This window comes from Frateuria hangzhouensis (assembly GCF_026410505.1).
GTDB classification, from domain to species: domain Bacteria; phylum Pseudomonadota; class Gammaproteobacteria; order Xanthomonadales; family Rhodanobacteraceae; genus Frateuria_A; species Frateuria_A hangzhouensis.
The window spans coordinates 134990-160756 of record NZ_JAPMIU010000005.1; the positions used below are offsets into that span (position 1 = coordinate 134990).

The following is a 25767-nucleotide window of genomic DNA, read 5'->3' on the forward strand; positions in this document are numbered from 1 at the left end:
CGCTTGCAAGCGCACCCCGGCCTCGCATCGGTGCCTGCCATGACTGAGCTGTTCACGCCACAGATCCTCGCCGCCCAGCCGCTCGACCACGCGCTGGCGCTCTCGGCGCGCTGCTACACCGACCCGCGCATGCCGGCGCTCGACGCCGGCGCGGTCTTCGCGAAAAGCTGGCAACTGGTCTGCCATCAGTCGCAACTGGCCGGCGTGGGCGACCATCTGGTCACCACCATCGCCGGCCTGCCGCTGGTGGTCGTGCGCAGCGACGCGGCGACGCTTCGCGCGTTCCACAACGTCTGCCGCCATCGCGCCGGCCCGGTCGCCAGCTGCGACGGCAAGGGCGCCACCGCGCTGCGCTGCCGCTACCACGGCTGGACCTACGGCCTGGACGGCGTGCTCCGCGGCGCGCCGGAGATGGGCCGCACGCCGGATTTCGATCCATCCTCGATCCGTCTGCCGGAAGCGCGCGTGCAGGTGTGGCAGGGCCTGGTGTTCGTCGCCACCGGCGAGGCGCCGCCGTTCGATCAGTTCGTCGAGGGCATCGACGCACGGCTGGGCGAAGGCCGCGCGCTTCCCGGCTTCGAGTTCCACCATCGCGCGAGCTGGGAAGTGGCCTGCAACTGGAAGGTGTACGTGGACAACTACCTGGAGGGCTACCACGTGCCACACATCCATCCCGGCCTCAACGGCGTGCTGGACTACCGCAGCTACGTCACCGAGACGGCGCGGTGGTACTCCTATCAGTTCAGCCCGCTGGAGAGCGCAGACGAGCTCTACGGCAGCGGCGAGGCGCTGTACTACTTCCTCTACCCCAACACCATGCTCAACATTCTGCCCGGCCGGCTGCAAACCAACCGCGTGCTGCCGCTGGGCGTGGACCGCTGCCGCGTGGAGTTCGATTTCTACTACGCGCCAGATGCCAGCGACGCGGCGCGCGCCCGCCGCGAGCGCGACATCGCCTTCAGCGACGAAGTGCAGGACGAGGACGTGACCATCTGCGAGGACGTGCAGCGCGGGCTCGCCTCGGGCTCGTACGAGGCCGGCCGCCTCAACCCGCTGCGCGAGAACGCCGTCCACCATTTCCACGAACTTCTGCGCCGCGCCTACCGCGAGCACGCATGATCCCCGTCGATTCCCCTGTAGGAGCGCACCCGGTGCGCGACCGCGGGCTGGCACGATTCCATGCAAATGGCAGGCCCGCGGTTGCGCACAGGGTGCGCTCCTGCAGGGGCTGCGCACGATGAACTCGCGCCCCCTCGGCCAACTGGCCCTGACCGCGCTGGTCGTGGGCAACATGATCGGCTCGGGCGTGTTCCTGCTGCCCGCGGCGCTGGCCCCGTACGGCGCGGCGAGCCTGCTGGGCTGGGCGCCGACCCTGGCCGGCGCGCTGCTGCTGGCGCTGGTGTATGCCTGGCTGGCGCGCACGATCCGCAATCATGGCGGCGCCTACGGCTACGCGCGGTGCGCGTTCGGCGACGGCATCGGCTTCGTGGTGGCCTGGAGCTACTGGGTCTGCACCTGGAGCGCCAATGCGGCGATCGCGGTGGCCTTCGCCGGTAGCCTCGGTGCGCTGTGGCCGGCGGCGACTGCCACGCCACTGCGTGCTGCCACCTGCGCGCTGGGCGCGCTCTGGCTCTGTACCGCGGTGAACCTGGCCGGCGTGCGCGAGGCGGCCCGCGTGCAGTTGCTGACCACCCTGCTCAAGCTGGTCCCGCTGGTGCTGTTCGGCCTGGCTGGTCTGGCCTGGGTGCACGCCGCCGCCTACCGGCCGTTCAATCCCAGCGGCTTGCCACTGCCTGGCGTCGCCAGCAGCGTCGCGGCGCTCACGCTGTGGGCGATGCTCGGCTTCGAGGCGGCCACCGTGCCGACTGGCGTCGTGCGCGACCCGGAGCGCACGGTACCGCGCGCCACGGTGATCGGCATGCTGCTGGCCGGACTGGCCACCATGCTCGCCTGCACGGTGGTGATCGGCCTGCTGCCGGGAGACGAGCTGCAGCGCTCGGCCGCGCCGATGGTCGTCGCGGCGGCCCGCACCTGGGGACCGGCCGCGGGCGTCGCGCTGGCCATGGTCGCGACCATTTCCTGCTTCGGCGCGCTCAACGGCTGGGTGCTGCTGCAGGCGCAGACACCGCTGGCGGCGGCGCAGGATGGCTTGTTTCCCGCGCGGTTCGGCCGCCTGGACGGCCGTGGCACGCCGGCCTTCGGCCTGCTGTCGAGCAGCGTCCTGGCCAGTGCCCTGATCGCCGCGAACTACAGCCGCACGTTGGTGGGCCTGTTCACTTTTTCGATCCTGCTTTCGACCGCCACCACGCTGCTTCCCTACGTGGTGAGCGTGCTGGCCTGGTGGCGCATCGAGCCGGGCGCGGCCCGCTGGCGGCGGCTGGTGGCCATAGGCGCGCTGGGCTACGCGCTGTGGGCGCTGGTGGGCACCGGCATCGAATCGCTGCTGTGGGCCGCGGTGCTGGTGGCAGCGGGATTGCCGGTGTTGCTGTGGCAACGGCGGAAAGCCATCGCCCGCTGATCCGCGCGCCGTTACGGCGCCGCGGCCTGCCAGCGCAACCAGTCGATGACCGCGGCCACCGCGGCCCGCGGCCGCACCGCCGGGGCACGCACCAGCCAGTAGGCATCCCCAATGGCCACCTCCAGCGCACCCATGGGCCGCAGCAAGGTACCCGACGCCAGTTCCCCCGCCACCAGGCGATGGCGCGCCAGGGCCACGCCCTGCCCCTGCTGCGCGGCGCGCAGGACCAGATCGGAGGACGCGTAGCGCGCGCCACCTTGCAAGGCCAGGCCGGCCGGACCGTGCGCGCGGCGCCATGATTCCCACGCGGCCTGCGGGTCGCGATCGTGCAGCAGCCGCAGCCCGGCCAACTGCGCCGATGTCGATGGGCGGCCATGCTCCCGCCAGTATGCCGGGCTCATCACCGGATACAGGACGTCGCCCATCAGCGGCTCGCAGTGCAGTCCGGGCCACGGACCCCGGCCCATGCGCACGGCCAGGTCGACGCGCCCGTCGGCGAAACCTTCCAGTTTCTGCTCGACCAGCACCGACAGCTCGATCTTCGGCTGCGCCTTTTCGAACGCCGGCAACCGCGGCAGCAACCAGTGGAGGGCGAACGAGGGCGTGGTCGACAGCGCGACCGCGTGCGCCGGCCGTGTCTCGCGCACCGCGGCGACCGCCTGCTCGATGTCGCGCAAGCCCGCGCAGACGGCCTTGGCCAATGCCTCGCCCTGTGGCGTGAAAGCCAACCCGGCCCGTCCCGCACCGGATTGCAGCAGCGGCACGCCCAGCCAGCGGGCCAGCTCGCCCAGGTGGCGGCTCACCGACGAATGAGCCATGCCCAGCTCGCGCGCGGCGGCTCGCACGCCGCCGTGCCGGTAGACCAGCGCGAATGCGCGCAAGGCATTGAGGGGCAGTTCCATGGTCGAAATTCTAGACCATTCATGCGCCCGCACCGACCACCGGCGCGAACCATGCTGTAGCCGCTGCCGACGTGGCAGCGAGGCATCGGACACGCATGAACGATCTGCTCGCCCCCGTCGGATTGCTGCTCGCCGCGGCCATCACGCCCGGACCGAACAATCTCGTCATCCTGCGCGCGGCCGGCCGCCACGGCGCGCGCGGCGCGGCCGCCGCGATCGCCGGAATCGTGCTCGGCGGGCTGGCGCTGTTTGTCGCCATCGCGGCCGGCGCCGGCGCGATGCTGGCCGGGCACGCCACACTGCGCCTGATGCTGGCGGCGGCCGGCGCGGCCTACATGGCCTGGCTGGGGCTGCGCCTGCTCGGCGGCGGCGCTTCGGGCAGCGTCGAAGCCGCACTGCCAGCCGGCCTGCCGGGCCTGTTCGGCTTCCAGTTCCTCAATCCCAAGGGCTGGGCGATGGTGCTGACGGTCGTCGCCGCCTGGCCGGCCGCGCGGCTGTCCGACTACCTGCCGCTGGCTGTGCTGTTCACCGTCATCCCGCTGGCCTGCCTGCTGCTGTGGAGCCTGGCCGGCCGCCTGCTGGCCGCGCACCTGGCGCGACCTCGCTTCCGCCGTGGTGCCGATGCCGCCATGGGCCTGTTGTTGCTGGCCAGCGCGGCATTGCTGCTCGTCGACTTCTGATCCCCGGAGAATCCCATGACCGCCCGCCCCCTTCGCATCCTGTGCCTGCCCGGCAGCCTTCGCCGCGATTCCTGGAACCGCCGCCTGCTGGAGGTGGCCGCGACGCTCGCCCCTGCCGGCGCCCGCGCCGAGGTCTACGACGCGTTGGCCGCCGTGCCGCTGTTCGACGAGGACCTGGAGCAGGCCCAGGCGGACGGTCCGCCCGGCGTCCGCGCGCTGCGCGCCGCGATCGCGGCGGCCGATGGCCTGGTGATCGCCACGCCGGAGTACAACCATGCCCTGCCCGGCGTGCTGAAGAACGCGCTGGACTGGCTCTCGCGCGGGAGCCCCGAAGGCGAGGTGCTGGCCGATCGCCCGGTGGCGGTGCTCGGCGCCAGCGCCGGCCCGTGGGGCACGCGGCTGGCGCAAGCCTCGCTGCGACAGGTGCTGCATACCTGCGGCGCGCTGGTGATGCCTTCGCCGACGCTGTTCGTCGCCCTGGCCGCGGAACGTTTCGATACGCGGGGCGCGCTCGCCGATCCCGCGCTGCGGGCGTCCCTGGAGCGGTTCATGCACGCGTTCGCCGCATGGATCGAACGCGTCGCGCCGCACTGTCCCGCCACCGCCGTCGCTTGATCGGCATCCGCACCAAGGCAACGCGAGGTGAACCGGTCGTGCACCGGGCGGTTGATGCGGCGCCGCAGGGACGTCCCCTGCACCCCGCCACTGCTAGCTTGCGGGCGATGACTTACTGGTTTCGCCCCGCTTTGAAACCCCTTCCCGCGCGCGCACCGCCGGTGCGTGATCCGTGGAAGGACAACGCCCGCCTAGCCCTGATCACGCTGGTGGTGTTCGGCCATTGCCTGGAGCCGCTGCGCGGGGTGGCCTCGATCGACGCGCTGTACCGGTTTCTCTACCTGTTCCACATGCCGGCATTCGTATTCCTCTCCGGCGCGGTGGCGCGCGCCGACGTGGACCTGAAGCTGCTCAAGCGGATCGCCTTCCAACTGCTGTTGCCGTACCTGTTGTTCCAGGGGCTGTATGCCCTGGCGGCGCACGCGCCGGGCTGGCCCGATGACGGGCCGGCGGGCATCACCACGCCATACTGGCTGCTTTGGTATCTGCCCAGCCTGGCCGCGTGGCGCCTGCTGCTGCCGGTGTTCATGCGCCTGCGCCACCCACTTGCGCTGGCGGTGCTGCTGGCGCTCGCGGCCGGCTGGGCGGACGACGTGGGCTACCGGATGTCGCTGTCGCGGACGGTCGCGTTCTTTCCGTTCTTCGTGATCGGCCACCTGTACGCGCCAGCGTGGCGCGAGCGCCTGCGTGGCCCGCTCGCCTGCGTGCTGGCGCTGGCGAGCCTGTTCGCGCTGGGCTGGGCAGCCACCACGGTGCCGGATTCGCGCTGGCTCTATGGCAGCAACGGCTATACGGCGCTGGGCGTGGATGATGCGGCCGGCACGCTGTGGCGGCTGCTGCGGCTGGGCGCGGGCGTGGCCGGCACCGCTGCCTTCCTGGTGTTGGTGCCGCAGCGCGCGTACGCCGTTACCGCGGCGGGCGCGCGCAGCCTGCAGGCCTACCTGGCGCATGGCTTCGTGGTGAAGTTCGCCGTCGTGGCGGGGGTGTTCGGGTGGCTCGAGGCAAGCGAGCCGCCGCTGGTGAACGCACTGGCGCTGCTGCTGGCCGCGTGGGTCCTGGTGCGGCTGCTTGCCAGCGTGCCGGCGGCGCGCCTGCTGAGCCCGCTGACCAGCCCGCAATGGCTGGAACGGCACCTGTGGCGGGCGCCGGGCGCCTAGGCCTCCGGCGATGCCCCGGGGCGAAGCGCGACCACCTGCTGCTCCATCGCCTTGGACAGCTGCATCAGCCGCAGGGCGTAGTCCTGCAGGCGGCGGTCCTCGTCGGTCTGCGGCTCCCAGCGGGCCACGGGCGTGGGCTTGCCGTCGGGGCTGTCCAGCGCCACGAAGACCATGACGCAACTGGTCGCCAGGCGCTGCTCGCCCTTGCGCAGGTCCTGCGCCAGCACGTCCACCGCCAGGTGCATGCTGCTGGTGCCGGTGTGGATCAGCCGCGCACGCACGGTGACCAGGTCGCCAATCAGGATCGGCGCGATGAACTGGATACCGCTGACCGAGACGGTCACGCAGTACGCACCGCTCCAGCCCACCGCGCAGGCGTAACCGGCCTGGTCGATCCATTTCATCGCCATGCCGCCGTGCACCTTGCCGCCGAAGTTGACGTCGGTGGGCTGGGCGAGGAAACGGAAAGTCACTTCGTTCTGCTGGCCGGGCATGGCGGTCCTGTCGTGGCGATGGCAGCGGTTGATTATGCCCGGGCGCGCGCCGCCGATGGCGCCACCAGCGCCATCGGCGTGCTCAGGATGCCGTGGGGCGAGGGCCGTTCGGGGCCGGTCGCGATGAAGCCCAGGCGCCGGTAAGCCGGCAGGGCGCACCGGGTGGCATTGAGGGTGAACCGTCGCGTGCCGGCGCGGCGCACCGCGTCCCGCATCGCCCGCTGCCACAGCCGGCGGCCGATGCCGCGGCCCTGGTGGCGGGTGCCGACGAAGAAGTGGACCAAGTGGGAGTCGTCACGCATGGCCGCGATACCGACCAGCACCTCGCCCGTCCACGCCAGGTGGAAGCGCTGTCCGGCGAGCATGCGCTCGCGCAGGGAGCGCGTGCCGAGCCGGGCCAGCAGCGCCTGGCCGGCCTCCGGCGGCTGGTCGGGCAGGATCCAGCGGCGCACCACGCGATGCGCCAACAGGCCGATGGCTGGGGCATCCCCGGGATGCCCCAGCCGCAATTGCACGGTTTGCAACAACGTCCCTCCGCTCGGTGGAGAACCAGTTTCATCAGGAGGCCGGCCTCCGGCAAGCCGGGGCGACCGGACGACCTCTCAGCGGCGCAGGCGGGTGACGCTGTGTTCCCATGGCGAGGGCTGCGCATGCGGGCGCAGCAGCCAGCAACCGTGGATGTCCGCGCGCCGCGCGAAGTCGAACGGGATGCTGGCCGCGCTCCAGTCCTCGATCGTAAAGCGCTCCTCCAGCGCCGCGGCGTCGAGCTTGAAGCGGCGGAAGTTGTTGGAGAAGACAATCACGCCATCGCTCGCCAACCGGTCGGCGCAGGCCAGCAGCAACGCGGCGTGGTCGCGCTGCACGTCGAAGTCCTCGGCGCGCTTGGAGTTGGAGAAGGTCGGCGGGTCGACGTAGATCAGCCCGTAGTGGCCGCGGTCCTGGCGCAGGAACGTGGTGGCGTCGGCCTGCATGAGCCGGTGCGCCTCGCCGGTGAAGCCGTTGCGCGCCAGGTTGCGCGATGCCCATTCCAGATAGGTGCCGGACAGGTCCACGCTGGTGGTGTCCCGCGCGCCGCCGGCGGCCGCGTACACGCTGGCGCTGGCGGTGTAGGCGAACAGGTTGAGGAAGCGCTTGCCGTGCGCCAGCTCGCGCAGCTTCGCGCGCACCAGGCGGTGGTCCAGGAACAGCCCGGTGTCGAGATAGTCGGTAAGGTTGACCAGGAAGGTCAGGCCGCCCTCCTCCACTTCGTGGAACTCGCCGCGCTGGTCGAAGCGGCCGTACTTGGCGCCGCCCTTGCCGCGCTCGCGGGTCTTCAGCGCGATGCGCTCGCGCGGCACGCCGAGCACCTCGCCGGCCACGCGCACGATCTCGCGCAGGCGCGTGCGGGCGACGTCCACCGGCACGTCGGCGGGCGCCCGGTATTCCTGCACGTGCAGCCACGGTTCGTCACCCTCGCGGCCGTAGACGTCGATGGCAGCGGCGTATTCGGGCAGGTCCTGGTCGTAGGCGCGCCAGCAGAAGATGCCTTCGCGCGCCAGCCGCTTGCGCTGGTGGCGGACGGTTTTCTCCAGGCGGTTCTTCAGCATCTGGGCGCCGGGCGAGAGCGGCTTGCGTTCGCGCGGCGCCGTGTCCCTCGGAGTGATGTCGAAAGTCAGCAGCACGGTTTCCAGCGCGCCGTTGTAGAGCGCATAGCGCTTGTCCGCGTGCAGGCCGAGTGCGCGGCCCAGTTCCGCGTCGCCCGCCAGCACGGCCGCGCGCCAGCCGGTGAAGCGCTCGCGCAACGTGTCGCCCAGCGCGCGGTAGAGCTTCGGCATCTGCTCGCGATCGCCCAGCCGCTCGCCGTAGGGCGGATTGGTGATGGCCAGGCCAGTCGGCTGGCCGGGCGGCGGCGCGGCATGCGCCACGTCGTGCTTCTCCAGCGTGAGGAAGCCGGCCACGCCCGCGGCCTGCGCGTTGCGCTTGGCGGTCTGCACCATGCGCGGATCGGCATCGGAGCCGAAGAATACGGCACGCAGGTTGCGCAGGCCGGCTTCGGCACGCTCGCGTGCCTCCTCCAGCAGGCGCCTCCACAGCGCGATGTCGTGCTGCTTCCAGCCGAGCAGGCCGAAATAGTCGCGGCGCAGGCCCGGCGCCACGTCGGCGGCCATCAGCGCGCCTTCGATCAGCAGCGTGCCGGAGCCGCACATCGGATCGAGCAGCGCGCCGCCGTCGGCGTAGACCTGCGGCCAGCGCGCGCGCAGCAGCATCGCGGCGGCGAGGTTCTCCTTCAGCGGCGCCTCGCCCTGCTGCTCGCGCCAGCCGCGGCGGTGCAGCGGCGAACCGGCCAGGTCCAGCGAAAGCGTGGCGCGGTCGCGCTTCAGGCGAAGGTTGAGGCGCAGGTCCGGCTCTTCGGTGTCGACGGCCGGACGCGCGCCCTGGCGCTGGCGGAACTGATCGACCACCGCGTCCTTCACCCGCTGCGCGAGGAACTGGCTGTGCGTGAGTTTGCTCTGCGCGGTGTTCGCATCGACCGCCAGCGTGCCGTGCGGGGCCAGGTGCGACGACCAGTCGATCGACTGCACGCCGGCATACAGCGCCTCGTCGTCCGCGGCGTCGAACTCGGCCAGCGGCAGCAGGATGCGGCTGGCAAGGCGCGACCACAGGCAGGCGCGATAGGCGGTTTCCAGCGTGCCGGTGAAACGCACGCCGGCCAGCGCCTCATGCGCCTCGCCGGCGCCGAGCGCGAGCAGTTCGTCGCGCAGCAGGTATTCGAGGCCCTTGGGGCAGGTGGCGAAAAAGCCGTTCATGCGAGCGTGTCGAGGAACAGCGCGAACTGGCGTTCGATCGCGGGCAGGCTGCCGCCCAGCCGGTGATCGTCGTCCAGCACGAGCAAGGGCAACTGACGACGGCCGGCGAACGTGTAGATGTCGTCCAGCGGGCAGATCTCGTCGCGCCAGCCGTGGATCAGCAGCGTGGGCACGTCCTGGCGCAGGTCCAGCGCCGTGTCGACGCCGGGAATCGCCTCTGGCGTGGCGAGCAGGAACAGGCCGGCGACCGGGTATTCCAGCGAGGCCAGCGCCGAGACGAAGGCGCCCATGCTGGAACCGACCAGCAACGGCGGCGCCTCGCAGCCGGCGATCGCCGCGTGCAGGCGCGCCAGCCGCGGCGCCACCGAGGCGGCGTGGCCGCGGGCGTCGTCCTGGCGGTAGTCCGGCCGCTGCGTGCGCCAGCCACGTGCCTCGGCCAACGCCGCCAGGGCGCTGACCTTGGTGGCTTCCGGGCTGGAATCGGAGCCGTGCGAAAGAAGGATCGTGCCGCGCATCGCTCGGGTCTCCGGACCATCGTGGGACCGCGCATGATAGCCGGTGGCGTGCGAGACTTCCCTCATCATGCCCGCCATCGCCGACCAGCCGCTGCCCTACGTCGACCGCCTGCCCGAGCGGCCCGCCGCCACGGTGACGCTGGCAGTGATCCATTGCACCGAGCTGCCGGATCTGGCGATGGCGCGCGAGTACGGCGAGAAGGTGCTGTACGAGAGCGGGGCCGGCAACAGCGGGCATTACTACATCGACCGCGACGGCACGACCCTGCGTTACGTGCCCGGCACGCGCATCGCGCACCACGTGCGCGGGCGCAACGCCGATTCCATCGGCATCGAGCTGGTCAACCGCGGGCGCTATCCGGACTGGTTCGCTGCGGGCAACCAGGCAATGGGCGAGCCTTACCCGGACGTGCAGGTCGTGGCGTTGCGCCAGTTGCTTGCGCGGCTTCGCGAGGAGTTCCCGAACCTGCGCGCGATCGCGGGTCATGAGGATCTGGACACGGCGCGCGTGCCGGCCAGCGATGATCCGGCCGTCCTGGTGCCGCGCAAGCTCGATCCCGGCCCGTTGTTTCCGTGGGATGCGATCGTTCCTGCGTGCGGGCTGGAGCGGGTCCGGGCCTGACCGGGCTTCCCACGAGCCCGGTCAGGCCCGGGTCCTCTCCCCGGAGGGGCGAGGGAGCAAAGCTATAATCGCCGTCCCTCCACGCACCCACGGACACCCCATGCGGGAAGAACACGTCAAGGAACTGGTCGACCTGCTCCAGCTCGAGCGACTGGAAGACAACCTGTTCCGCGGCCAGAGCCGCGACATCGGCACCCGCTTCGTGTTCGGTGGCCAGGTACTGGGCCAGGCACTGTCGGCCGCGCAGGAGACCGTCGACCCGAAGCGCGAGGCGCATTCGCTGCACGCCTACTTCCTGCGCGCGGGCGACATCGAGGCGCCGATCGTCTACTCCGTCGAGCGCGCCCGCGACGGCGGCAGCTTCTCGGTGCGGCGGGTGGTGGCGATCCAGCACGGCCAGCCGATCCTGAACGGGGCGATTTCCTTCCAGCGGCCGGAAAAGGGCTTCGAGCACCAGAGCGCCATGCCGGAAGTGCCTTCGCCCGAAGACCTCGAGCCCATGCGCCACCTGCCGCCGGACGAACTGGCCAAGCTGCCGGTGAAGCTGCAGCGCTGGCTGGGCATCGACGGCCCCTTCGAGTTCCGCCAGGTGTGGCCGCGCGACGAACTGCACCCGGCCAAGCGCCCGCCGATCCAGCACATCTGGTTCCGCCTGACCGCGCCGATCGGCGACTCGCCGGTACTGCATCGCGCTTTGCTCGCCTACGCCTCGGACTTCCACCTGATCGGCACGGCCACGCTGCCGCACGGCATCTCCTACCTCACCCACAACGTGCAGATGGCCAGCCTCGACCACGCGATGTGGTTCCATCGCCCGTTCCGCGTGGACGAGTGGCTGCTGTATTCGTTCGACAGCCCCACCGCGCAGGGCGGCCGCGGGCTCGCGCGCGGGCAGATCTACAGCCGCGACGGCCGGCTGGTCGCCTCCACCGCGCAGGAAGGCCTGATCCGGCTGCGCAACGGCTAGCCTTTTTGCAGGAGCCCACGGGTGGGCGATGCTCTTGTCCTGGTGCATCGAAGCAAAAGCATCACCCAAACGTGGGCTCCTACAGGGAAACCGCCGAGCAGCTAAACTCGCTCCATGCGTCCGCTCTATACCTCTCCCCGCCAGGACAACATCGACCGCGTGGTCTCTCTGCTTGCCGAACACGGCATCGAGACGACCGTCACCGGCCGTTCGAACTGGAATCGCCCCAGCTACCAGCGTTTCAGCTACTCCCAGCGGATCGACAGCCGCGAGAGCTGGCCGCAGGTGTGGGTCAACCGCGCCGACGACTACACCCAGGCGCGCACGCTGATGCGCGGGCTCGGGATCGAGCCGCTGGTGCGCCACGGCGAGGAACTGGCGGCGGCCCGCAGTCCGACGCCCGAGACGCGCCGCACCGGAGTGGCCACGCGCGTGCGGCGCATCGTGCTGCTGGCGCTGGCGGCGGCCTTCGTGGTGTTGATGCTGCGCTACATGGGCAAGATCTAGCGATGTGACGCGAAGCGTCTGACGCTCCATCGGCAGCGTTGGCCCGAACCGGCGTCGGGCGCCGTCTTCTTGTTTCGATGATCCGCAGCTGTTCACAGGCGGCATGCCTGTGCGCCACCGCGATGGACTCTTCTCGGAATATTTGCATCCGCTCGCGCGCTCGGTCATAGAATCGACCCATGCGCTCCGAACGCGTCCGCCTGTTCCAGACCCTGCCGCACCCGTGCGGCTACTACGCCGAGCGCACGGCGCAGAACCTGGTGATCGATCCGGCCGCGCCGCGGCTGGACCAGCTCTACGGCCCTGCGCTGGAACGCGGCTTCCGCCGCGCCGGTGGCCACCTGTATTACCCCAACTGCCCGCAGTGCCGCGCCTGCACGCCCTGCCGCATCGACGTCGAAGGGTTCACTCCCGACCGCGCGCAGCGGCGTTGCCTCAAGCGCAACGCGGACCTGGAGGTGGTCGAATGCATGGCCGGCTACAACACCGAGCGCCACGCGCTGTACGAACGCTACCTGCGCACCCGCCACTCGGGCGGTGGCATGGACGAGGCCGATGCCAGCGATTTCCGTCGCTTCCTTACCGCGCCGTGGAGTCCCACGCTGTTCCTGGAATTCCGCCAGGGCGCGCGGTTGCTGGCCGTGGCGGTCACCGACGTGTGCCTCAACGGGCTGTCGGCGGTGTACACCTTCTTCGACCCGGACGAGAGCGCCCGCAGCCTCGGTACCTACGCGATCCTGCAACAGGTGCAACTGGCGCGCCGCCGCGGGCTGCCGTGGTTGTACCTCGGTTTCTGGATCGAGGGCCACGCCAAGATGGATTACAAGCGGCGCTTCCGCCCGTTGCAGGTGCGCACGCGCGACGGCTGGGCTGCGCTCGAGCCGTAGGGTGGGCTTCCGTCCACCGTATCCGATGCGATCTAAAGCGGTGGGCTGAAGCCCACCCTATGGCCCGCGTCAGATCGTGGGCCGCGGGTCCGGGCTGTGTGTCGAACCGACTTCCGGATACGGAAACAGCTCGACCAGCGGCACCGACAGGCCGTCGTCGCCGACCACGCGGCAATGGGTGCGGTCGAGCTGGCGCGGATCGTCCACGCCGCAGCTGTGGGCGATGATGCCCACCTCGTACATCAGGTTGCGCGCGTAGCTGGCAACCTTCTCGGTCTTGTCGGTGACCACCAGCCCGCGTTGCAGCTTGGGGTTCTGTGTGGTGATGCCGGTCGGGCAGGTGTTGCGGTTGCACTGCAGCGACTGGATGCAGCCCAGCGCCAGCATGAAGCCACGCGCGGAGTTGACGAAATCCGCCCCCATCGACAGCGCCCACGCCACGTCGTAGGCGGTGATCCGCTTGCCCGAGCAGATCACCTTGATGCGCGTGCGCAGGCCCTTGGCGATCAGCGTGTCGACCAGCATCGGCAGCGCTTCATGCAGCGGCAGGCCCATGCCCTCCATCAGCGTCTGCGGCGCCGCGCCGGTGCCGCCTTCGGAACCGTCGACGATGATGAAATCCGGCGCGCTCTCGATGCCGCGCCTCCACACTTCGTCGCACAAGAGCTCGATCCAGTCCGAATTGCCCAGTACCGCCTTGAAGCCGGTCGGCTTGCCGCCGACCTCGCGCACGTGCGCGATGGCGTCGAGCAGCTCGGGCACGTTGGCGATGTCCAGGTGGCGGTTGGGGCTTTGCGAATCCTCGCCCACCGGGATGCCGCGGATGGCGGCGATCTCCGGCGTCACTTTCACGCCCGGCAACAGGCCGCCCATGCCCGGCTTGGCACCCTGGCCGAGCTTGATGCTGACCATCTTCACCTGCTTGTGCACGCAGATCGCGCGCAGCCGGTCGTCGTCGAGCCGGCCGTCGGCGGTGCGTACGCCGTACTTGGCGGTGCCGATCTCGAACACCAGGTCGCAGCCGCCTTCCAGGTGATACGGCGCCAGCCCGCCCTCGCCGGTGTCCAGCCAGATGCCGGCCTTGGCCGCACCCCGCGACAACGCGCGCACCGCCGGGGCCGACAACGCGCCGAAACTCATCGCGGAAATGTTGAAGAACGCGGCGTGGTCGTAGGGCTCGCGCGCGTAGGGACCGATCCGCACCGGCTTCGGGGGAACGTGGTGGCCTTCCAGTCGCGGAAACGGCGCGTTGACGAAGAACGGGATGCCCTCGGCCGAGAGGTCGCGCGTGGTACCGAAGCCGATGGTGGTGTCGGCGTCCTTGGCCGCGCGGTAGACCCACACGCGCTGGGCGCGGTTGAACGGCAGCTCCTCGCGGTCGCTGGCGAACAGGTACTGGCGGAAGAACTCGCCCAGGCGCAGGAAGCCGTAGCGGAAATGGCCGATGACCGGGAAGTTGCGCAACACCGCGTTGCCGGTCTGGTTGCGGTCGGCCACCCAGACGGCCAACACGACCACCACCGCCAGGGCCAGCAACAACACGAAGAACGCCGCCAGTGTTTCGACCAGCACGATCAGCCAGTGCGCGAAGCCGTCCGATGCCATGGTTGCCCTCCTGAATATCCAGCGGACAGCCTAGCCGAACTTCCCTCTGGGCTCAGGTCAGAGCCCCTCTTCCTCAGGGAGACGGATTGGGCAAAGGGTACGGGCGAACCCCGCCATCACGCTCCGCCCGTACCCTCCGCCCTACCGGCACCCTCTCCGAGGGAACGCGGATGAAGACGCCGGCTCAGAGTTCCACCTTCAAGCATTCCGCCGCCCGCACGGCCCTGGCCCGCGCCGCCTCGATGTCCGCATCGCGCGCCAGCGTCACCGCCATGCGCCGGCGGCCCTTCACCTCCGGCTTGCCGAAGAGGCGCAATTGCGTGTCCGGCTCGGCCAGTGCTTCGGCTACGCCGTGGTAGCGCGGGTGGCGGCCTTCGCCCTCGACCAGCACCGCGCAGGACGCTGATGGCCCCCAATGCCGGATCACCGGGATCGGCAGGCCCAGGATCGCCCGCGCGTGCAGCGCGAACTCCGACAACTCCTGCGAGATCAGCGTCACCAGGCCGGTGTCGTGCGGGCGCGGGCTGACCTCGGAAAAGATCACGCTGTCGCCCTTGACGAAGAATTCCATGCCGAACACGCCCCAGCCGCCCAGCGCCGCCGACACCGCGCCGGCCTGGCGCTGCGCTTCGGCCAGCGCGGCGTCGCTCATCGGTTGCGGCTGCCAGGATTCGCGATAGTCGCCGTGTTCCTGCCGATGGCCGATCGGCAGGCAGAAGCTGGTGCCGTCGCGGTGGCGCACGGTTAGCAGGGTGATCTCGTAATCGAAATCGACGAAACCTTCGACGATCACCCGCCCCTGCCCGGCGCGACCGCCCGATTGCGCGTATGTCCAGGCCGCGTCGAGCGCGGACGCATCGCGCACCGTGCTCTGCCCCTTGCCCGAGGAACTCATCACCGGCTTGATCACGAACGGATAGCCGATCGCCTGCGCCGCCGCGCGGTACTCCGCCTCGGTGTCGCAGAAGCGATAGGGCGAGGTGGGCAGGCCGAGCTCCTCGGCGGCGAGGCGGCGGATGCCCTCGCGATCCATGGTCAGCCAGGCGGCACGCGCGGTCGGGATCACGCGCACCCCTTCCTTCTCCAGCGCGACCAGGGTGGGCGTATGGATCGCCTCGATCTCCGGCACCACCAGGTCCGGCCGTTCGCGTGCGATCACCGCGCGCAGCGCCGCGCCGTCGAGCATGTCGATGACGTGGCTGCGATGGGCCACCTGCATCGCCGGTGCATCGGCATAGCGGTCCACCGCGATCACCTCCACGCCGAAGCGCTGCAGCTCGATGGCCACTTCCTTGCCCAATTCGCCCGAACCGAGCAGCAGCACGCGCACGGCATGGTCGGAAAGCGGTGTGCCGAACGGTTTCATGCACATCTCCACAGGTTGCCCGGTCGTCCGGTCCGGCAATTGTAGGGGGCCCGGCCCGGCAGTCTGCGCAATCGCGGCCCGACATGACCGAGCTGTCTTTCCCGCGAGCACGGGCCGGGCACTTGCAGAGTGATATGCTTTTGATATCTACTTCTCGCACACTCAGGGAGGTAGCGTCATGAACGAACGCAAGGGTTTCTCGCTCGCCGGCATCCCGTTCATCGGGTTTTGCCTGGTGCTGGCGGCGATCGCTGCATGGCTGCTGGTCAGTGCCGACGGCGCCGATCCGGCACCGCACGTGATCCCGGGCATGCTGCTGCTGGCGCTGACCGCCTTCCTGCTCAAGGGTTTCTTCCAGGTCGCGCCGAACGAAGCGCAGGTAATGCAGTTGTTCGGCAAGTACGCCGGCAGCGTGCGCGAGGAAGGCCTGCGCTGGACCAACCCGTTCTACGCCAAGCGCCGGCTCTCGCTGCGCGTGCGCAACTTCGAGAGCGGGCGGCTGAAGGTCAACGACAACGACGGCAACCCGATCGAGATCGCCGCGGTAATCGTCTGGCAGGTCGTCGATACCGCCGAGGCGGTGTTCCGCGTGGACGACTACGAGAACTTCGTGCACATCCAGAGCGAATCGGCGCTGCGCCAGATGGCGCAGAGCTATCCCTACGACGCGCACGAGGACGGACAGCCGTCATTGCGCAGCCATGGCGAGGTGATCAACAACCACCTGCGCGATGAAATCCAGGCGCGGCTGGAGCAGGCCGGCGTGCAGGTGATCGAGGCGCGCATCAGCCACCTGGCCTACGCGCAGGAGATCGCCCAGGCGATGCTGCAGCGCCAGCAGGCCGGCGCCATCATCGCCGCGCGCACGCGCATCGTCGAAGGCGCGGTGAGCATGGTCGAGATGGCGCTGGACCAGTTGAGCCGCCGCGGCGTGGTCGAGCTGGACGAAGAGCGCAAGGCGGCGATGGTCAGCAACCTGCTGGTGGTGCTGTGCGGCGAGCGCGGCACCCAGGCAGTGGTCAACACCGGCACGCTGTACGGCTGAGGGAGCGCACCATGGGCTACGCCATTCCCGTCATCGTGGTGATCCTGGTGATCGTCGTCGCCATCGCCAGTCGCCGCCGCCGCTGACCCGATGCCTGCGGAGAAGAAAGCCTATCCGTTGCGGATCAGCGCCACCGTGCTCGAAGCCATGCAGCGCTGGTCCGACGACGAGCTGCGCAGCGTCAATGCACAGATCGAGTACGTGCTGCGCGAGGCGCTGCGCAAGTCGGGGCGGTTGAAGGCAGGTGCCATCCGTCCAGCGGAAGACGATGACGCCGGTCCGGACAACCGGCGTTGAATCCCTGCAAGGAGCGCACTGTGCGCGACCGGCGGCATCGCGGTCGCGCACAAGTGCGCTACCGGGGCTCGCTTTCCGCCTCGGGCGTCACTGCGGCGGCCAACGGCTGCGGCCGGAATCCGGGCAGGCGCACGACCTTCGGTCCATCGTTCCCCAACACCACCAGCCAACGTCCCTCGATCACCACCCGGTCGACATCAGCCAGCCCGGCGGAGCTGTCGATCGTGCCCAGCGGCCGCCCATCGCGGGCGTCGTACGCCTGGATGCGGTCGTGCTGCCGATCGGCCACCAGCAGCCAGTCATGGCCCTCGGCGGTCCAGCGCACCAACTGCTCTTGCGGCCGCTCAGGCGTCGGTGGCGCCATGACCCCGGCCAGCATCGCCGCGGTCAGAAAGGTCACGGCGAACCCGACCCTGCCATCGAGCCGGCGCAACGATTGCTGGAAGACTGGGTATCGGCGCATGCACGCAGCATCGCGCCGGGCCATGACGCGGTTATGACGCGGGCTTGTCCGGGCGATGAAACGCCAGACCCAGCGCAATCCAGCCGACGATGAAGGCCAGCCCGCCCAGCGGGGTGATCGCACCGCACCAGCGCGGCGCGCCCAGCGCCAGCGCGTAGAGGCTGACGCTGAACAACACGATGCCGATCGCGAAGGCGGCCAGCGCGCACCGTCGCGCCCTGCCCGGCCCCGCCACGCAGGCGACCGCCAGTGCCAGCGCGTGCCAGAAGTGGTACTGCGAGGCGGTGTGCCAGAGCTCGCGCCCGCCGGCATCGAGCACGCCACGAAGCGCATGCGCGCCGAAGGCACCCAGCAGCACGGCACTGGCGCCGGCCGCACCGGTCAGCCATGGCATCCAGAGTGTGCTGGCGGGGACAGGTTGTCGCATAAGCTCCTCGTCGGTTCGCCCGGATCGCCACGTGGCGTATGCTGATGCGATGCATCGCAACGATTCTTGCATGAAGCCACTGCGCCTGGGCCGTTTCCTGTTGCTGCTCGCCGCCTTGCTGCTGGCCGCCTGCCATCGCGGGGACGACCTGCCCTGGCGGCTGACCAACATCAGCGGCCACATGCCCGACCTCGGCTTCCAGCTCACCGACGACCACGGCAAGCCGGTCACCGGCGAGGACTACCGCGGCAAGGTGGTGCTGCTGTACTTCGGCTACACGCATTGCCCGGACGTCTGCCCGCTGACGCTGGCGAACCTGCATGCGGTACTGCAACGCGTGGGCGCCAAGGCGGACGATGCGCGCATCCTGTTCGTCAGCGTGGATCCGGCGCGCGACACGCCGCGGATCATGCACGCCTACGTCAACGCCTTCGACAAGCGCGCGGTCGGCCTGACCGGCACGCCGCGCGAACTGGAGGCGCTCGCCAAGCGCTATCGCTCGGCGTTTACCCGCGAGCCGTCCGCGGCCGACGGCCAGTACGAGGTGAGCCACAGCTCGGCGATCTACCTGTTCGATCGCCAGGGCCAGGCACGCCTGCTGGCGACGCCCGCCGCCAGCCAGGACGACCTCGTCCACGACCTTTACCTGCTGCTGGAAACCGGAAAGTGACCCTCTCGCGCTCCCTGCCCCTGCTGCTCGCCGGCCTGCTCTGCGTGGGCGCGGCGCACGCCACCCAGGCCGACCACGTCCGCGCGAGCGACGCCTGGATCCGGGTGCTGCCCGGCGGCCTGCCCGCCGGTGGCTACGTGATCCTCGCCAACGAGGGCGACCAGCCGGCCGTGCTCGACGGCGCCAGCAGCGCCGCTTACGGCAGCGTGATGCTGCACCTGAGTTCCACCGACACCGGCATGGGCCGCATGCGCATGGTCGACCACCTGGACGTGCCGGCGCACGGCCGGGCTGCGCTGGCGCCGGGCGGCTACCACTTCATGCTGATGCATGCGCGCAAGCCGGTGCAGCCCGGCCAGACCGTACAGGTCGTCCTGCACTTCGCCGATGGCAGCACGCTGGCGACGGAATTCCTGGCCAAGCCCGCCAACGCGCTCTGATTCCGGGGGACATGCCGGACGCGGGTGGGTTTCCGTCCGCTATCGGGTATGCGGCAACGGCTGGTGGGCTGAAGCCCACCCTACGGGTCAGGTGTTGCGGATGGCCGGGCGCCGCGGCATGCGATGCTCGCGCAGGATCCGCCCGCGGCGCGATAGCGCCAGCCACTGGCGCAGCGCCAGCAAGGCCCCGACCGATTCGATCATCGCCGCCGGTACCCACGTGATCACGCCGCCCATCAGCTGCCCGGTCATCACGTTGAAGGTGAACGCCCGGCCGCAGATCTCGAAGATCGGGTAGAGGTCGGTCTTGGAGAAGGTGATGATCGCGCCGGCCAGGATCTGCGGCGTCATGGTGATCGCCGGCGACAGCACGCGCAGCCCGGGCGTCATCCGGCCCGGCGGCCGCGGCCGATGGTCCAGCACCAGCGCCCAGTAGACGAAGCCGCTGATCAGCATCGTCCAGTTCATGAAGCGGTAGATGCGCCAGTCCAGCATCGCCAGCGTCTGCATCGACGGGATCAGCCACACCAGGATGAAGGCGATGAACAGGAACGTCGCCAGCGCTGGATTGAACAGCACCGCGCTCACCGTCCGCCATGGCATGGAGGCCTGCACAGGCCGCAGCCAACGCACTCGCCACGACAGCGGCAGGCCCGCGCGCAGCACCGACGCGGGGTAGGACGCCACGATCAGCAGCGGCGCCAGGTGATGCAGCAGCACCTGCTGGATGCGGTGCACGAAGAACTCGTGTTCCGCGTAGTAATCCAGGTAGGTGTGCAGCGACAGGTAGATGATCGCCATGCCGGCCCAGAACGACAGGCGCCGGCCGAAACTCACGCGCAGCTCGCGCGCGCCGCGCCAGTACAGCACCGCGGCCAACAGGAAGCTCGCGAGGAACACCCACGAGAACTCCCACGGCACGATCCATTTGAGCAACAACGCCATCACCGGCCCGCACAACCACCAGCCTGCAAGGATAGACCTCGCCAGCCGCTACCGGGGCGCTTGCGGCAGATTGCCGCCTTGGCCGATGCGTCGCGCGCTTGCGTTGCGGCCTCTCCCTGCCGATCGCGCGAGCTTGCCGCCGCGCTATCTCGTCGAGTGCCGCCGGTCAGCGCCGCGAGCGGCTCCGGCGCACGCGGCGCCAGCCGTAAAGCAGGCCGATCAGGGTCACCAGCGCCGGCACCAGCACGATGTTGATCACCTTCAGGCGAAGTCCGAGCGCATCGATCTCGGCATTGAGTTGGTGCTGGACGTCGCGCAGCTCCTTGTTGATCGCCAGCCGCCGCTGCTGGAATTGCTCGATCTCGCTCTTCTGCTGTGCGCTGACCGCATTGGAGCGCCCGCCCTTGGCCGGCTGCAGCTCGTCCAGCCGCTGCCGGGTCTCGGCCAGTTCGCGCTCCAGTTCCTGCTTCTTCAGCAGGAACTTCTGGTCGGCCGCCGCCTGCAGCGCGCGCACGCGCGTGAACGGCCGTTGCGAGGCGGAACGTCCGCGGATCGAAAGCAGCGCCGACGAACCGCTCAGGTTGTCGGCCAGGTTGGTGACGAAATCGCCATTGTTGGCGAATACCGAAAGCATCGGCTGGCCCAGGAAGCTCTGTGTCTCCACCCACAGGCGGTCGCTGAGCAGGTCGGTGTCGGCCACCAGCACCACCTCCGAATCGGGCTTCGACCGGGCCAGGTGACCGGGCGTGCCGGCGCGTTGCGGGAACGCGCTGTCGAAGGTGCCGCGCAGGCGCGCGGCGATCACGTAGTGCTGGTTTTCCGGCTGGTAGCCCTGCAGCAGCGTGGTCGGATCGCTGGCGGCCTCCAGCACGCGCTGTACCGGCACTTTCTCGGCTTCGGCGCTGCTCTGGATCAGCGGCAGCAGGCGGGTGGTGGCTTGCGGCGTGAGATCGAAGCTGCCGGCGGTGGAGACGTTGATGCGCTGCAGGCTGGCGGTCACCACGTCGCTGTGGTTGAGCTCTTGCGGCCCCACGCCGAGCATCGCCGGGTGGTTGAGGCTGCTGCCGGCCAGTTCGATCTGCAACGCGCGCGAACGATCCAGCACCACCGAGGTCGGGTCGAACGCCACGCCCCAGGCGGCGAACAGCCGCGGCAGGTTGGAGTTGTGGTCGTCGGTGATGCCGTTGCTGTCCACGTACGGGGCGGTGTCCAGATCCGCGGAGGGATCGACGAACACCACCAGGTGGCCGCCGCGCAACACGTACTGGTCGAGCGCATAGACCGCCGCGTCCGGCAACCGCTTGGGATGGACCAGCAGCAGCACCTGGATGTCGTCGCCGACGCGGGTGAGGTTGTCCGGATCGATCGTCCTGACCTCGAACAGTTGCTCCAGTTGCTGCACCACCGCCCACGACGGCGCGCCGATCGCCGGGTTGCCGGCCAGCGGCAGCGAGCTGAGCAGGCCGATGTGCGGCTTGCTCGGCTGGTCCAGTTCGTAGAGCAGCTTGGCGATGTCGTACTCGAGGAAGGTCTCGCGCGCCGGATCGAAGAACGCGATCGACAGGTTCCTCTCCCCGCCCTCGCCCTCGCTGCCCGGCAAGGTATTGCCGACCAGGCCGAAGAACACCCGCTCGCCGTTGCTGCCGCCGTTGATCGGCGTCAGCCCGCCACCCTCGGCGCTGGCCTCGTCATCGGAATACGGCACCGGATCGATCACCGCCAGCCGGATGCGCCCACGCGAGCGGGCGACCATCTCCTGCAGCATTTCGCGCACGCGCTGCTCGTAGCTGCGCAGTTGCGGCAGGTCGCGCGTGGCGTGCTCGGAAAAGTACAGGGTCAGCTTCAGCGGACGGTGCAGGCCATCGATGATGTGCTGGGTGCCGGGCGTGAGCGTGTACAGGTGATCGGCGGTCAGGTCGATGCGCGCCGCACGCAAGCCGCGGCTGCTGGCCAGGGTGATGCCGATGAAGGCCAGGGTCAGCGCGACGAGCGCGGCGACCAGCAAGGCGCGGCGGCTGATGTGCAGGCGGCGCATCGTCAGCGGCTCCGCTTCAGGTCGAGCACCAGCACGCCGGCGGTGAGCCAGGCGAGGATGGTGAACAGGAAATACATCAGGTCGCGCACGTCCAGCACGCCGCGGGCGATCGCCTCGAAGTGCCGCAGGATCGACAGATGCGCCACGCCATTGACCAGCTTGCGCGGCAGCGCGCCCTGGAAGAAGTCGAGCACCTGCGGCTGGCCGACCAGGATCAGCAGCACGCACACCAGTGCGGTGAGGATGAAGGCCACCACCTGGCTGCGGGTGAGCGTGGACAGGCACGCGCCGATCGCCAGGAACGCCCCGGCCATCAGCCAGCTGCCCAGGTAGCCGGCGAAGATCACGCCGTTGTCCGGATCGCCCAGATAGTTGACGGTCACCCAGATCGGAAAGGTCAGTGCCAGCGCCAGGCCCAGGAACAGCCAGGCCGCAAGGAACTTGCCCAGCATCGCCTGCACCAGCGTCACCGGCAGGGTGAGCAGCAGCTCCAGTGTGCCGGCCTTGGATTCCTCGGCCCACATGCGCATCGACAGCGCCGGCGCCAGGATCAGGTACAACCACGGATGCATCGCGAAGAACGGCTGCAGATCCGCCAGCCCGCGCTCGTAGAAATCGCCCGCGTAGAAGGTGAGCAGCCCGGCCAGCACCAGGAAGATCACCAGGAACACGTAGGCCACCGCGGTGACGAAATAGCTGCGCAGCTCGCGGCGCATGATGGCGATGACGGGGGTCATGGGACTCGGGACTCGGGAGTCGGGAGCCGGGATTCGCAAAACCAGGCCGCGGTCGGGGAATGCTTGGGGTGCAGGAACGTCCAGTCCCGGCATGCGACACCCTGCCGAATCCCGACCCTCACGCCCCCTCCCCCATCGTGATCTGCCGGAACACCTCGTCTAGCCGGCCGCGCTCGAGCTGGATCTCCGATACCTCCAGGCCCTGCTCGCGCAGCAGATTCTCGACCGGCTCGAGGATGCGTGCGCCGGGCCTGGGGAACGCGGTAATGCGCCCATCCAGCGGATCCACCTCGATCGCCGCCACCTGCGGCAGGCGGCCAAGCATTTCCTGCGAGACGCCGCTGCCCGGCGCGCTGAAGGACACCGCGCCGTGGTAGCGCGAGCGCGCCTCCAGCTCGGCCGGGGTGGCGTCGGCCAGCAGCTTGCCGCGCGCGATGATCACCACGCGGTTGCACAGGGCATGGACTTCTTCCAGCAAATGGGTGGAGATGAGGATGGTGCGCTCGCGCGCCATCGAATCGATCAGCTGGCGCACCGCGTGTTTCTGGTTGGGGTCCAGGCCATCGGTCGGCTCATCCAGCATCAGCACCGGCGGGTCGTGCAAGATTGCCTGCGCCAGGCCCACGCGGCGGCGCAGGCCCTTGGACAGCGTGTCGATGCACTGCTCCAACACCTCCTCCAGTTGCAGATGCGCCACCACTTCCTCGAAGCGGCGCCGGCCGGTCTCGGCCGGCAGTGCGCGCACGCGCAGGATGAAGGTGAGGAACTCGCGCACGGTCATCTCGCCGTAACTGGGCGCACCCTCGGGCAGGTAGCCCAGCGCGCGCTTGGCCGCGAGCGGTTCGCGCTGCACGTCATGACCGCAGACCCGCGCGGTACCGGAGGTCGGCGCCAGGAACCCGGCGATCATGCGCATGGCGGTGGACTTGCCCGCGCCATTGGGGCCGAGCAACCCCAGCACCTGGCCAGGCTCGGCGCGGATGGACAACGCATCCACCGCCGTGAGGCGGCCATAGCAGCGGGTCAGTCGGTCGGCTTCGATCATGCGGCGTGGTGGGGTGGCTGGCCTGTCACTGTATCGCACCGGCGCGGGACTGCGGCGGGGTTGTCCCAACCACCGTCGGCCCCTTCCCCGGCAAGCGGACAAGCATTAATCGCGCGCCGCCGCCTGTCGGGCCTTCCTCCGCTTTCGGGGAGGGCTCCCGAAGAAGGATGGGGCGACATTGCCGGAAACCCGCCGCCAAAAAAAATCCTGCCCGCACGAGGCGGGCAGGATTTGATGGAGCGCAACCGCGTCGGGCGTTACTCGCCGGCGCTGGCGGCCTCGGCCGGCGCCTCGGAGGAGGAGGCGGCGGCAGCGGAGCCGGCGGCGGCGGGCGCCGAGGCGCTGCTGGCCGGGGCCGGCTCCAGGGTCGGCTGCGGAATGCCGGCGGCCTGCTCCGGGGTCTGCTCCGGCACGTTGTCGCCGATCAGCGGCAGAAAGACCTCGAACTTGGCGTACGTGGTGACGTTGCCGTCCTTGTCCTTGGTTTCCGGCTGGACTTCGATGTCGTACAGGCGGTTGGTGACTTCGTCGAACTTGTAACCGTGGGTCTGAGCGTAGGCCTTGAGCATGTCGCGCGTCAGCGGGACGCCGGCACCCGTGCCATTCCACACGCCCACCAGCGAGGGTTCGCCGAAGGCCAGCGTGGCGCGGACGTTGCCACCAACGATCAGCCGGCCGAAGCGGTCATGGTCGCCCGGCTGCGGGCCAGCCGGCTTGGCGTCGGCTGCGGTGCTGCTGGCGCTGGCCGGCGCACTGGAGGCCTCGGCCGGGGCTTCTTCGCCGAGCTTGGGCGGCTGCGGCGCGGTCAGCTCCTGGCTCTGGCCGGCGACGGTCAGGCTGGTGGCGTCGATCGGCATCCCCACGTCGAAGGCGTAGGTCTGGTCGCCGTAGCTGGTAGTGAAGATGACGCGCGGACCGACCACGTTCACGCCCAGCTTCTTGGCCGTGTCCTGGATCTGCTTGACCGCCGCGGCGGTGGTTTCGTCGAGGGCGGCCAGGCCGCCGCTGCGCTGGATCGAGGTCGGCACCAGCAGCATCGGCGTGGGCTGGGTCGGCCGGATGTACGGGACCAGCGTGCCGTAATCGATGTTCGGCACCGCCGCCAGCACGTTCTGCAGGTTGCCCAGGCTGGACTGGATGAGCGAGTCCGGCGCGCCATGGATGTACAGGTTGGAGTAGCGGTTGACCAGGTTGAAGCCGTAGGCCACGTCATACGACCAGGTGACCTTGGTCAGCTGGTGACGGCTGCCCTGGCGCTCCAGGTCGAGCGTGAAGTGCTTGTCCTGACCGCGCCAGCCGTTGTCCAGGTTCCAGATGATCTTGGCGCTGTTGACGGTGTTGTCGATCTTGTAGAAATCGGGCTCGGCGCTGGCGATGGTCAACGTGCCGTCGCCGATCTTGTCGCTGTTCCAGCTGATCTGCGCGCCAGGGCCATAGGCGTTGCCGGACAGCTTGTACTGGATCTGCGGATCGTCCTGGCGCAGCGAGGAGTAATCCTCGAAGCGTCGGTAGTTGTCGAGGATGTCGTAGACCTGGCGCATGTCTTTGCCAAAGACCAGCGATCGCTCCACATGGCCACTGCCGGGCATGATCACGCCTACCACGACACCGACCACGGCGACGATGATCAGGGCCACAATGAATTCAAGAACACGCATCATTACCAGGGTTCTCCGAGCGTTTTCCGCGCAGCGCTAAAGGTTCCCGTCGGATCCCGCGCCACGGGGGCGAACCCCGGAGGAAGGCACAGGCGAGGGTCGGCGAATACCGAAGCTTGGGATGGTACTTGCTCGCGGGCTGGAACGCTATCGGGCAGCCAGGGGCCTGTCTGGGGGCCGTGAAAACGGTGCCTGGAGCGCCTGCTGGCGGCTCTGCCACTGCCCTCCACGATGGCCGAGATTTCTTCGCCCGCGGCGCTACGCGCCAGCGCCCAGCGCAAGCGGGGCTGTGTGACACCCACGGGCTTGCCCGCCTTCGCCTCGCCCGTACCCCTCCTGCAAAGGCGGCACCGTTCGTTGATCGGCCCGCTTCGCAACCGCCCA

Annotated in this window: 27 protein-coding genes; 13 read left to right on the forward strand and 14 right to left on the reverse strand. The window is 69.6% G+C overall.

All coding sequences use genetic code 11. From position 1 onward, the window contains the following. The first annotated feature begins 39 nt into the window (after nucleotides 1–39). On the forward strand, nucleotides 40–1119 hold the full coding sequence (locus OSC30_RS07265; protein ID WP_267171179.1) for an aromatic ring-hydroxylating oxygenase subunit alpha: 1080 nt from the start codon (nucleotides 40–42) through the stop codon (nucleotides 1117–1119). Between the two features lie 118 nt (nucleotides 1120–1237). After that, on the forward strand, nucleotides 1238–2518 hold the full coding sequence (locus OSC30_RS07270; protein WP_267171180.1) for an amino acid permease: 1281 nt from the start codon (nucleotides 1238–1240) through the stop codon (nucleotides 2516–2518). Between the two features lie 11 nt (nucleotides 2519–2529). Here the strand turns inward: OSC30_RS07270 and OSC30_RS07275 are convergent, their stop codons facing one another. Further along, nucleotides 2530–3420 carry a LysR substrate-binding domain-containing protein gene (locus OSC30_RS07275; protein ID WP_267171181.1) on the reverse strand — a complete coding sequence of 297 codons (891 nt, stop codon included), beginning with the start codon at nucleotides 3418–3420 and terminating at the stop codon, nucleotides 2530–2532. Nucleotides 3421–3515: 95 nt separating this feature from the next. Here OSC30_RS07275 and OSC30_RS07280 point away from each other — a divergent pair, with 95 nt between their 5' ends. The 3 genes from OSC30_RS07280 (at nucleotide 3516) to OSC30_RS07290 (ending at nucleotide 5872) form a co-directional block, all read left to right on the forward strand. Next, nucleotides 3516–4100: a LysE family transporter gene (locus tag OSC30_RS07280; RefSeq protein WP_267171182.1), complete on the forward strand. Its 585-nt coding sequence runs from the start codon at nucleotides 3516–3518 to the stop codon at nucleotides 4098–4100. Between the two features lie 15 nt (nucleotides 4101–4115). Then, a complete protein-coding gene (locus OSC30_RS07285) occupies nucleotides 4116–4715 on the forward strand; it encodes an NADPH-dependent FMN reductase (RefSeq protein WP_267171183.1) in 600 nt (199 codons plus the stop codon). Between the two features lie 131 nt (nucleotides 4716–4846). Further along, nucleotides 4847–5872 (forward strand): acyltransferase family protein, encoded by a 1026-nt coding sequence (locus OSC30_RS07290; RefSeq protein WP_267171184.1) that lies wholly within the window; start codon nucleotides 4847–4849, stop codon nucleotides 5870–5872. On the opposite strand, the gene OSC30_RS07295 is transcribed toward OSC30_RS07290, so the two are convergent. The 4 genes from OSC30_RS07295 to OSC30_RS07310 form a co-directional block, all read right to left on the reverse strand. Next, nucleotides 5869–6366 (reverse strand): acyl-CoA thioesterase, encoded by a 498-nt coding sequence (locus tag OSC30_RS07295; protein WP_267171185.1) that lies wholly within the window; start codon nucleotides 6364–6366, stop codon nucleotides 5869–5871. The two genes, OSC30_RS07290 and OSC30_RS07295, sit on opposite strands and share 4 nt — an antisense overlap. Nucleotides 6367–6398: 32 nt before the next feature. Next, nucleotides 6399–6893: a GNAT family N-acetyltransferase gene (locus OSC30_RS07300; RefSeq protein ID WP_267171186.1), complete on the reverse strand. Its 495-nt coding sequence runs from the start codon at nucleotides 6891–6893 to the stop codon at nucleotides 6399–6401. A 75-nt stretch (nucleotides 6894–6968) separates the two neighbouring features. After that, nucleotides 6969–9152 carry a bifunctional 23S rRNA (guanine(2069)-N(7))-methyltransferase RlmK/23S rRNA (guanine(2445)-N(2))-methyltransferase RlmL gene (gene rlmKL / locus OSC30_RS07305; protein WP_267171187.1) on the reverse strand — a complete coding sequence of 728 codons (2184 nt, stop codon included), beginning with the start codon at nucleotides 9150–9152 and terminating at the stop codon, nucleotides 6969–6971. Next, nucleotides 9149–9667, reverse strand: coding sequence for an alpha/beta fold hydrolase (locus tag OSC30_RS07310; protein ID WP_267171188.1), 519 nt, complete (start codon nucleotides 9665–9667; stop codon nucleotides 9149–9151). The genes rlmKL and OSC30_RS07310 overlap by 4 nt, the downstream gene beginning before the upstream one ends. Before the next feature lie 67 nt (nucleotides 9668–9734). Between OSC30_RS07310 and OSC30_RS07315 the strand changes: the two genes are divergently transcribed. The 4 genes from OSC30_RS07315 to OSC30_RS07330 all read left to right on the forward strand — a co-directional run bounded on the left by OSC30_RS07315 (nucleotide 9735) and on the right by OSC30_RS07330 (nucleotide 12650). Next, nucleotides 9735–10289 carry an N-acetylmuramoyl-L-alanine amidase gene (locus OSC30_RS07315; protein ID WP_267171189.1) on the forward strand — a complete coding sequence of 185 codons (555 nt, stop codon included), beginning with the start codon at nucleotides 9735–9737 and terminating at the stop codon, nucleotides 10287–10289. 100 nt (nucleotides 10290–10389) lie between these two features. Beyond that, complete coding sequence (gene tesB, locus OSC30_RS07320) at nucleotides 10390–11256, forward strand: acyl-CoA thioesterase II (protein ID WP_267171190.1); 867 nt, start codon at nucleotides 10390–10392, stop codon at nucleotides 11254–11256. A gap of 114 nt (nucleotides 11257–11370) precedes the next feature. Continuing rightward, nucleotides 11371–11763 (forward strand): hypothetical protein, encoded by a 393-nt coding sequence (locus OSC30_RS07325; protein WP_267171191.1) that lies wholly within the window; start codon nucleotides 11371–11373, stop codon nucleotides 11761–11763. 179 nt (nucleotides 11764–11942) lie between these two features. Beyond that, a complete protein-coding gene (locus tag OSC30_RS07330) occupies nucleotides 11943–12650 on the forward strand; it encodes an arginyltransferase (RefSeq protein ID WP_267171192.1) in 708 nt (235 codons plus the stop codon). A 69-nt stretch (nucleotides 12651–12719) separates the two neighbouring features. Here the strand turns inward: OSC30_RS07330 and OSC30_RS07335 are convergent, their stop codons facing one another. Both OSC30_RS07335 and purT read right to left on the reverse strand, forming a co-directional pair. After that, the gene (locus OSC30_RS07335) at nucleotides 12720–14255 is read right to left on the reverse strand and encodes an FMN-binding glutamate synthase family protein (protein WP_267171193.1); all 1536 of its coding nucleotides are present in this window, start codon (nucleotides 14253–14255) and stop codon (nucleotides 12720–12722) included. 184 nt (nucleotides 14256–14439) lie between these two features. Further along, a complete protein-coding gene (gene purT / locus OSC30_RS07340) occupies nucleotides 14440–15621 on the reverse strand; it encodes a formate-dependent phosphoribosylglycinamide formyltransferase (protein WP_267171194.1) in 1182 nt (393 codons plus the stop codon). A gap of 178 nt (nucleotides 15622–15799) precedes the next feature. Between purT and OSC30_RS07345 the strand changes: the two genes are divergently transcribed. Together OSC30_RS07345 and OSC30_RS07350 are read left to right on the forward strand one after the other, a co-directional pair. After that, nucleotides 15800–16666, forward strand: coding sequence for an SPFH domain-containing protein (locus OSC30_RS07345; protein WP_267171195.1), 867 nt, complete (start codon nucleotides 15800–15802; stop codon nucleotides 16664–16666). 90 nt (nucleotides 16667–16756) lie between these two features. Continuing rightward, nucleotides 16757–16963: a type II toxin-antitoxin system antitoxin gene (locus tag OSC30_RS07350; RefSeq protein ID WP_267171196.1), complete on the forward strand. Its 207-nt coding sequence runs from the start codon at nucleotides 16757–16759 to the stop codon at nucleotides 16961–16963. A 58-nt stretch (nucleotides 16964–17021) separates the two neighbouring features. Here OSC30_RS07350 and OSC30_RS07355 read toward each other — a convergent pair whose 3' ends face one another. Then, nucleotides 17022–17426 (reverse strand): hypothetical protein, encoded by a 405-nt coding sequence (locus OSC30_RS07355; RefSeq protein WP_267171197.1) that lies wholly within the window; start codon nucleotides 17424–17426, stop codon nucleotides 17022–17024. A 31-nt stretch (nucleotides 17427–17457) separates the two neighbouring features. Beyond that, a complete protein-coding gene (locus tag OSC30_RS07360) occupies nucleotides 17458–17853 on the reverse strand; it encodes a DUF423 domain-containing protein (protein WP_267171198.1) in 396 nt (131 codons plus the stop codon). A 70-nt stretch (nucleotides 17854–17923) separates the two neighbouring features. On the opposite strand from OSC30_RS07360, the gene OSC30_RS07365 reads away from it, so the two are divergent. Both OSC30_RS07365 and OSC30_RS07370 read left to right on the forward strand, forming a co-directional pair. Continuing rightward, a complete protein-coding gene (locus OSC30_RS07365; RefSeq protein ID WP_267171199.1) occupies nucleotides 17924–18523 on the forward strand; it encodes an SCO family protein in 600 nt (199 codons plus the stop codon). After that, nucleotides 18520–18963 (forward strand): copper chaperone PCu(A)C, encoded by a 444-nt coding sequence (locus OSC30_RS07370; RefSeq protein ID WP_267171200.1) that lies wholly within the window; start codon nucleotides 18520–18522, stop codon nucleotides 18961–18963. Before OSC30_RS07365 ends, OSC30_RS07370 begins: the two co-directional genes overlap by 4 nt. A gap of 87 nt (nucleotides 18964–19050) precedes the next feature. Here OSC30_RS07370 and OSC30_RS07375 read toward each other — a convergent pair whose 3' ends face one another. The 5 genes from OSC30_RS07375 to OSC30_RS07395 form a co-directional block, all read right to left on the reverse strand. Next, nucleotides 19051–19911 (reverse strand): cytochrome c oxidase assembly protein, encoded by an 861-nt coding sequence (locus OSC30_RS07375; RefSeq protein WP_267171201.1) that lies wholly within the window; start codon nucleotides 19909–19911, stop codon nucleotides 19051–19053. 163 nt (nucleotides 19912–20074) lie between these two features. After that, nucleotides 20075–21943 (reverse strand): Gldg family protein, encoded by a 1869-nt coding sequence (locus OSC30_RS07380; protein WP_267171202.1) that lies wholly within the window; start codon nucleotides 21941–21943, stop codon nucleotides 20075–20077. Nucleotides 21944–21945: 2 nt separating this feature from the next. After that, on the reverse strand, nucleotides 21946–22680 hold the full coding sequence (locus OSC30_RS07385) for an ABC transporter permease subunit (RefSeq protein ID WP_267171203.1): 735 nt from the start codon (nucleotides 22678–22680) through the stop codon (nucleotides 21946–21948). Between the two features lie 118 nt (nucleotides 22681–22798). Continuing rightward, nucleotides 22799–23725 (reverse strand): ABC transporter ATP-binding protein, encoded by a 927-nt coding sequence (locus OSC30_RS07390; RefSeq protein ID WP_267171204.1) that lies wholly within the window; start codon nucleotides 23723–23725, stop codon nucleotides 22799–22801. Nucleotides 23726–23982: 257 nt separating this feature from the next. Continuing rightward, nucleotides 23983–25386, reverse strand: a complete 1404-nt coding sequence (locus OSC30_RS07395; protein ID WP_267171205.1) for an SRPBCC family protein — start codon at nucleotides 25384–25386, stop codon at nucleotides 23983–23985. Between the last annotated feature and the right edge of the window lie 381 nt (nucleotides 25387–25767).

What these genes read in the sequence shown, in the direction of transcription:
- OSC30_RS07265 (WP_267171179.1), top strand. Translation starts at nt 40, where the DNA reads ATGACTGAGCTGTTCACGCCACAGATCCTCGCCGCCCAGCCGCTCGAC.
- OSC30_RS07270 (WP_267171180.1), top strand. Translation starts at nt 1,238, where the DNA reads ATGAACTCGCGCCCCCTCGGCCAACTGGCCCTGACCGCGCTGGTCGTG.
- OSC30_RS07275 (WP_267171181.1), bottom strand. Translation starts at nt 3,420, where the DNA reads ATGGAACTGCCCCTCAATGCCTTGCGCGCATTCGCGCTGGTCTACCGG.
- OSC30_RS07280 (WP_267171182.1), top strand. Translation starts at nt 3,516, where the DNA reads ATGAACGATCTGCTCGCCCCCGTCGGATTGCTGCTCGCCGCGGCCATC.
- OSC30_RS07285 (WP_267171183.1), top strand. Translation starts at nt 4,116, where the DNA reads ATGACCGCCCGCCCCCTTCGCATCCTGTGCCTGCCCGGCAGCCTTCGC.
- OSC30_RS07295 (WP_267171185.1), bottom strand. Translation starts at nt 6,366, where the DNA reads ATGCCCGGCCAGCAGAACGAAGTGACTTTCCGTTTCCTCGCCCAGCCC.
- rlmKL (WP_267171187.1), bottom strand. Translation starts at nt 9,152, where the DNA reads ATGAACGGCTTTTTCGCCACCTGCCCCAAGGGCCTCGAATACCTGCTG.
- OSC30_RS07310 (WP_267171188.1), bottom strand. Translation starts at nt 9,667, where the DNA reads ATGCGCGGCACGATCCTTCTTTCGCACGGCTCCGATTCCAGCCCGGAA.
- OSC30_RS07315 (WP_267171189.1), top strand. Translation starts at nt 9,735, where the DNA reads ATGCCCGCCATCGCCGACCAGCCGCTGCCCTACGTCGACCGCCTGCCC.
- tesB (WP_267171190.1), top strand. Translation starts at nt 10,390, where the DNA reads ATGCGGGAAGAACACGTCAAGGAACTGGTCGACCTGCTCCAGCTCGAG.
- OSC30_RS07325 (WP_267171191.1), top strand. Translation starts at nt 11,371, where the DNA reads ATGCGTCCGCTCTATACCTCTCCCCGCCAGGACAACATCGACCGCGTG.
- OSC30_RS07330 (WP_267171192.1), top strand. Translation starts at nt 11,943, where the DNA reads ATGCGCTCCGAACGCGTCCGCCTGTTCCAGACCCTGCCGCACCCGTGC.
- OSC30_RS07335 (WP_267171193.1), bottom strand. Translation starts at nt 14,255, where the DNA reads ATGGCATCGGACGGCTTCGCGCACTGGCTGATCGTGCTGGTCGAAACA.
- purT (WP_267171194.1), bottom strand. Translation starts at nt 15,621, where the DNA reads ATGAAACCGTTCGGCACACCGCTTTCCGACCATGCCGTGCGCGTGCTG.
- OSC30_RS07345 (WP_267171195.1), top strand. Translation starts at nt 15,800, where the DNA reads ATGAACGAACGCAAGGGTTTCTCGCTCGCCGGCATCCCGTTCATCGGG.
- OSC30_RS07350 (WP_267171196.1), top strand. Translation starts at nt 16,757, where the DNA reads ATGCCTGCGGAGAAGAAAGCCTATCCGTTGCGGATCAGCGCCACCGTG.
- OSC30_RS07355 (WP_267171197.1), bottom strand. Translation starts at nt 17,426, where the DNA reads ATGCGCCGATACCCAGTCTTCCAGCAATCGTTGCGCCGGCTCGATGGC.
- OSC30_RS07360 (WP_267171198.1), bottom strand. Translation starts at nt 17,853, where the DNA reads ATGCGACAACCTGTCCCCGCCAGCACACTCTGGATGCCATGGCTGACC.
- OSC30_RS07365 (WP_267171199.1), top strand. Translation starts at nt 17,924, where the DNA reads ATGAAGCCACTGCGCCTGGGCCGTTTCCTGTTGCTGCTCGCCGCCTTG.
- OSC30_RS07380 (WP_267171202.1), bottom strand. Translation starts at nt 21,943, where the DNA reads ATGCGCCGCCTGCACATCAGCCGCCGCGCCTTGCTGGTCGCCGCGCTC.
- OSC30_RS07385 (WP_267171203.1), bottom strand. Translation starts at nt 22,680, where the DNA reads ATGACCCCCGTCATCGCCATCATGCGCCGCGAGCTGCGCAGCTATTTC.
- OSC30_RS07390 (WP_267171204.1), bottom strand. Translation starts at nt 23,725, where the DNA reads ATGATCGAAGCCGACCGACTGACCCGCTGCTATGGCCGCCTCACGGCG.
- OSC30_RS07395 (WP_267171205.1), bottom strand. Translation starts at nt 25,386, where the DNA reads ATGATGCGTGTTCTTGAATTCATTGTGGCCCTGATCATCGTCGCCGTG.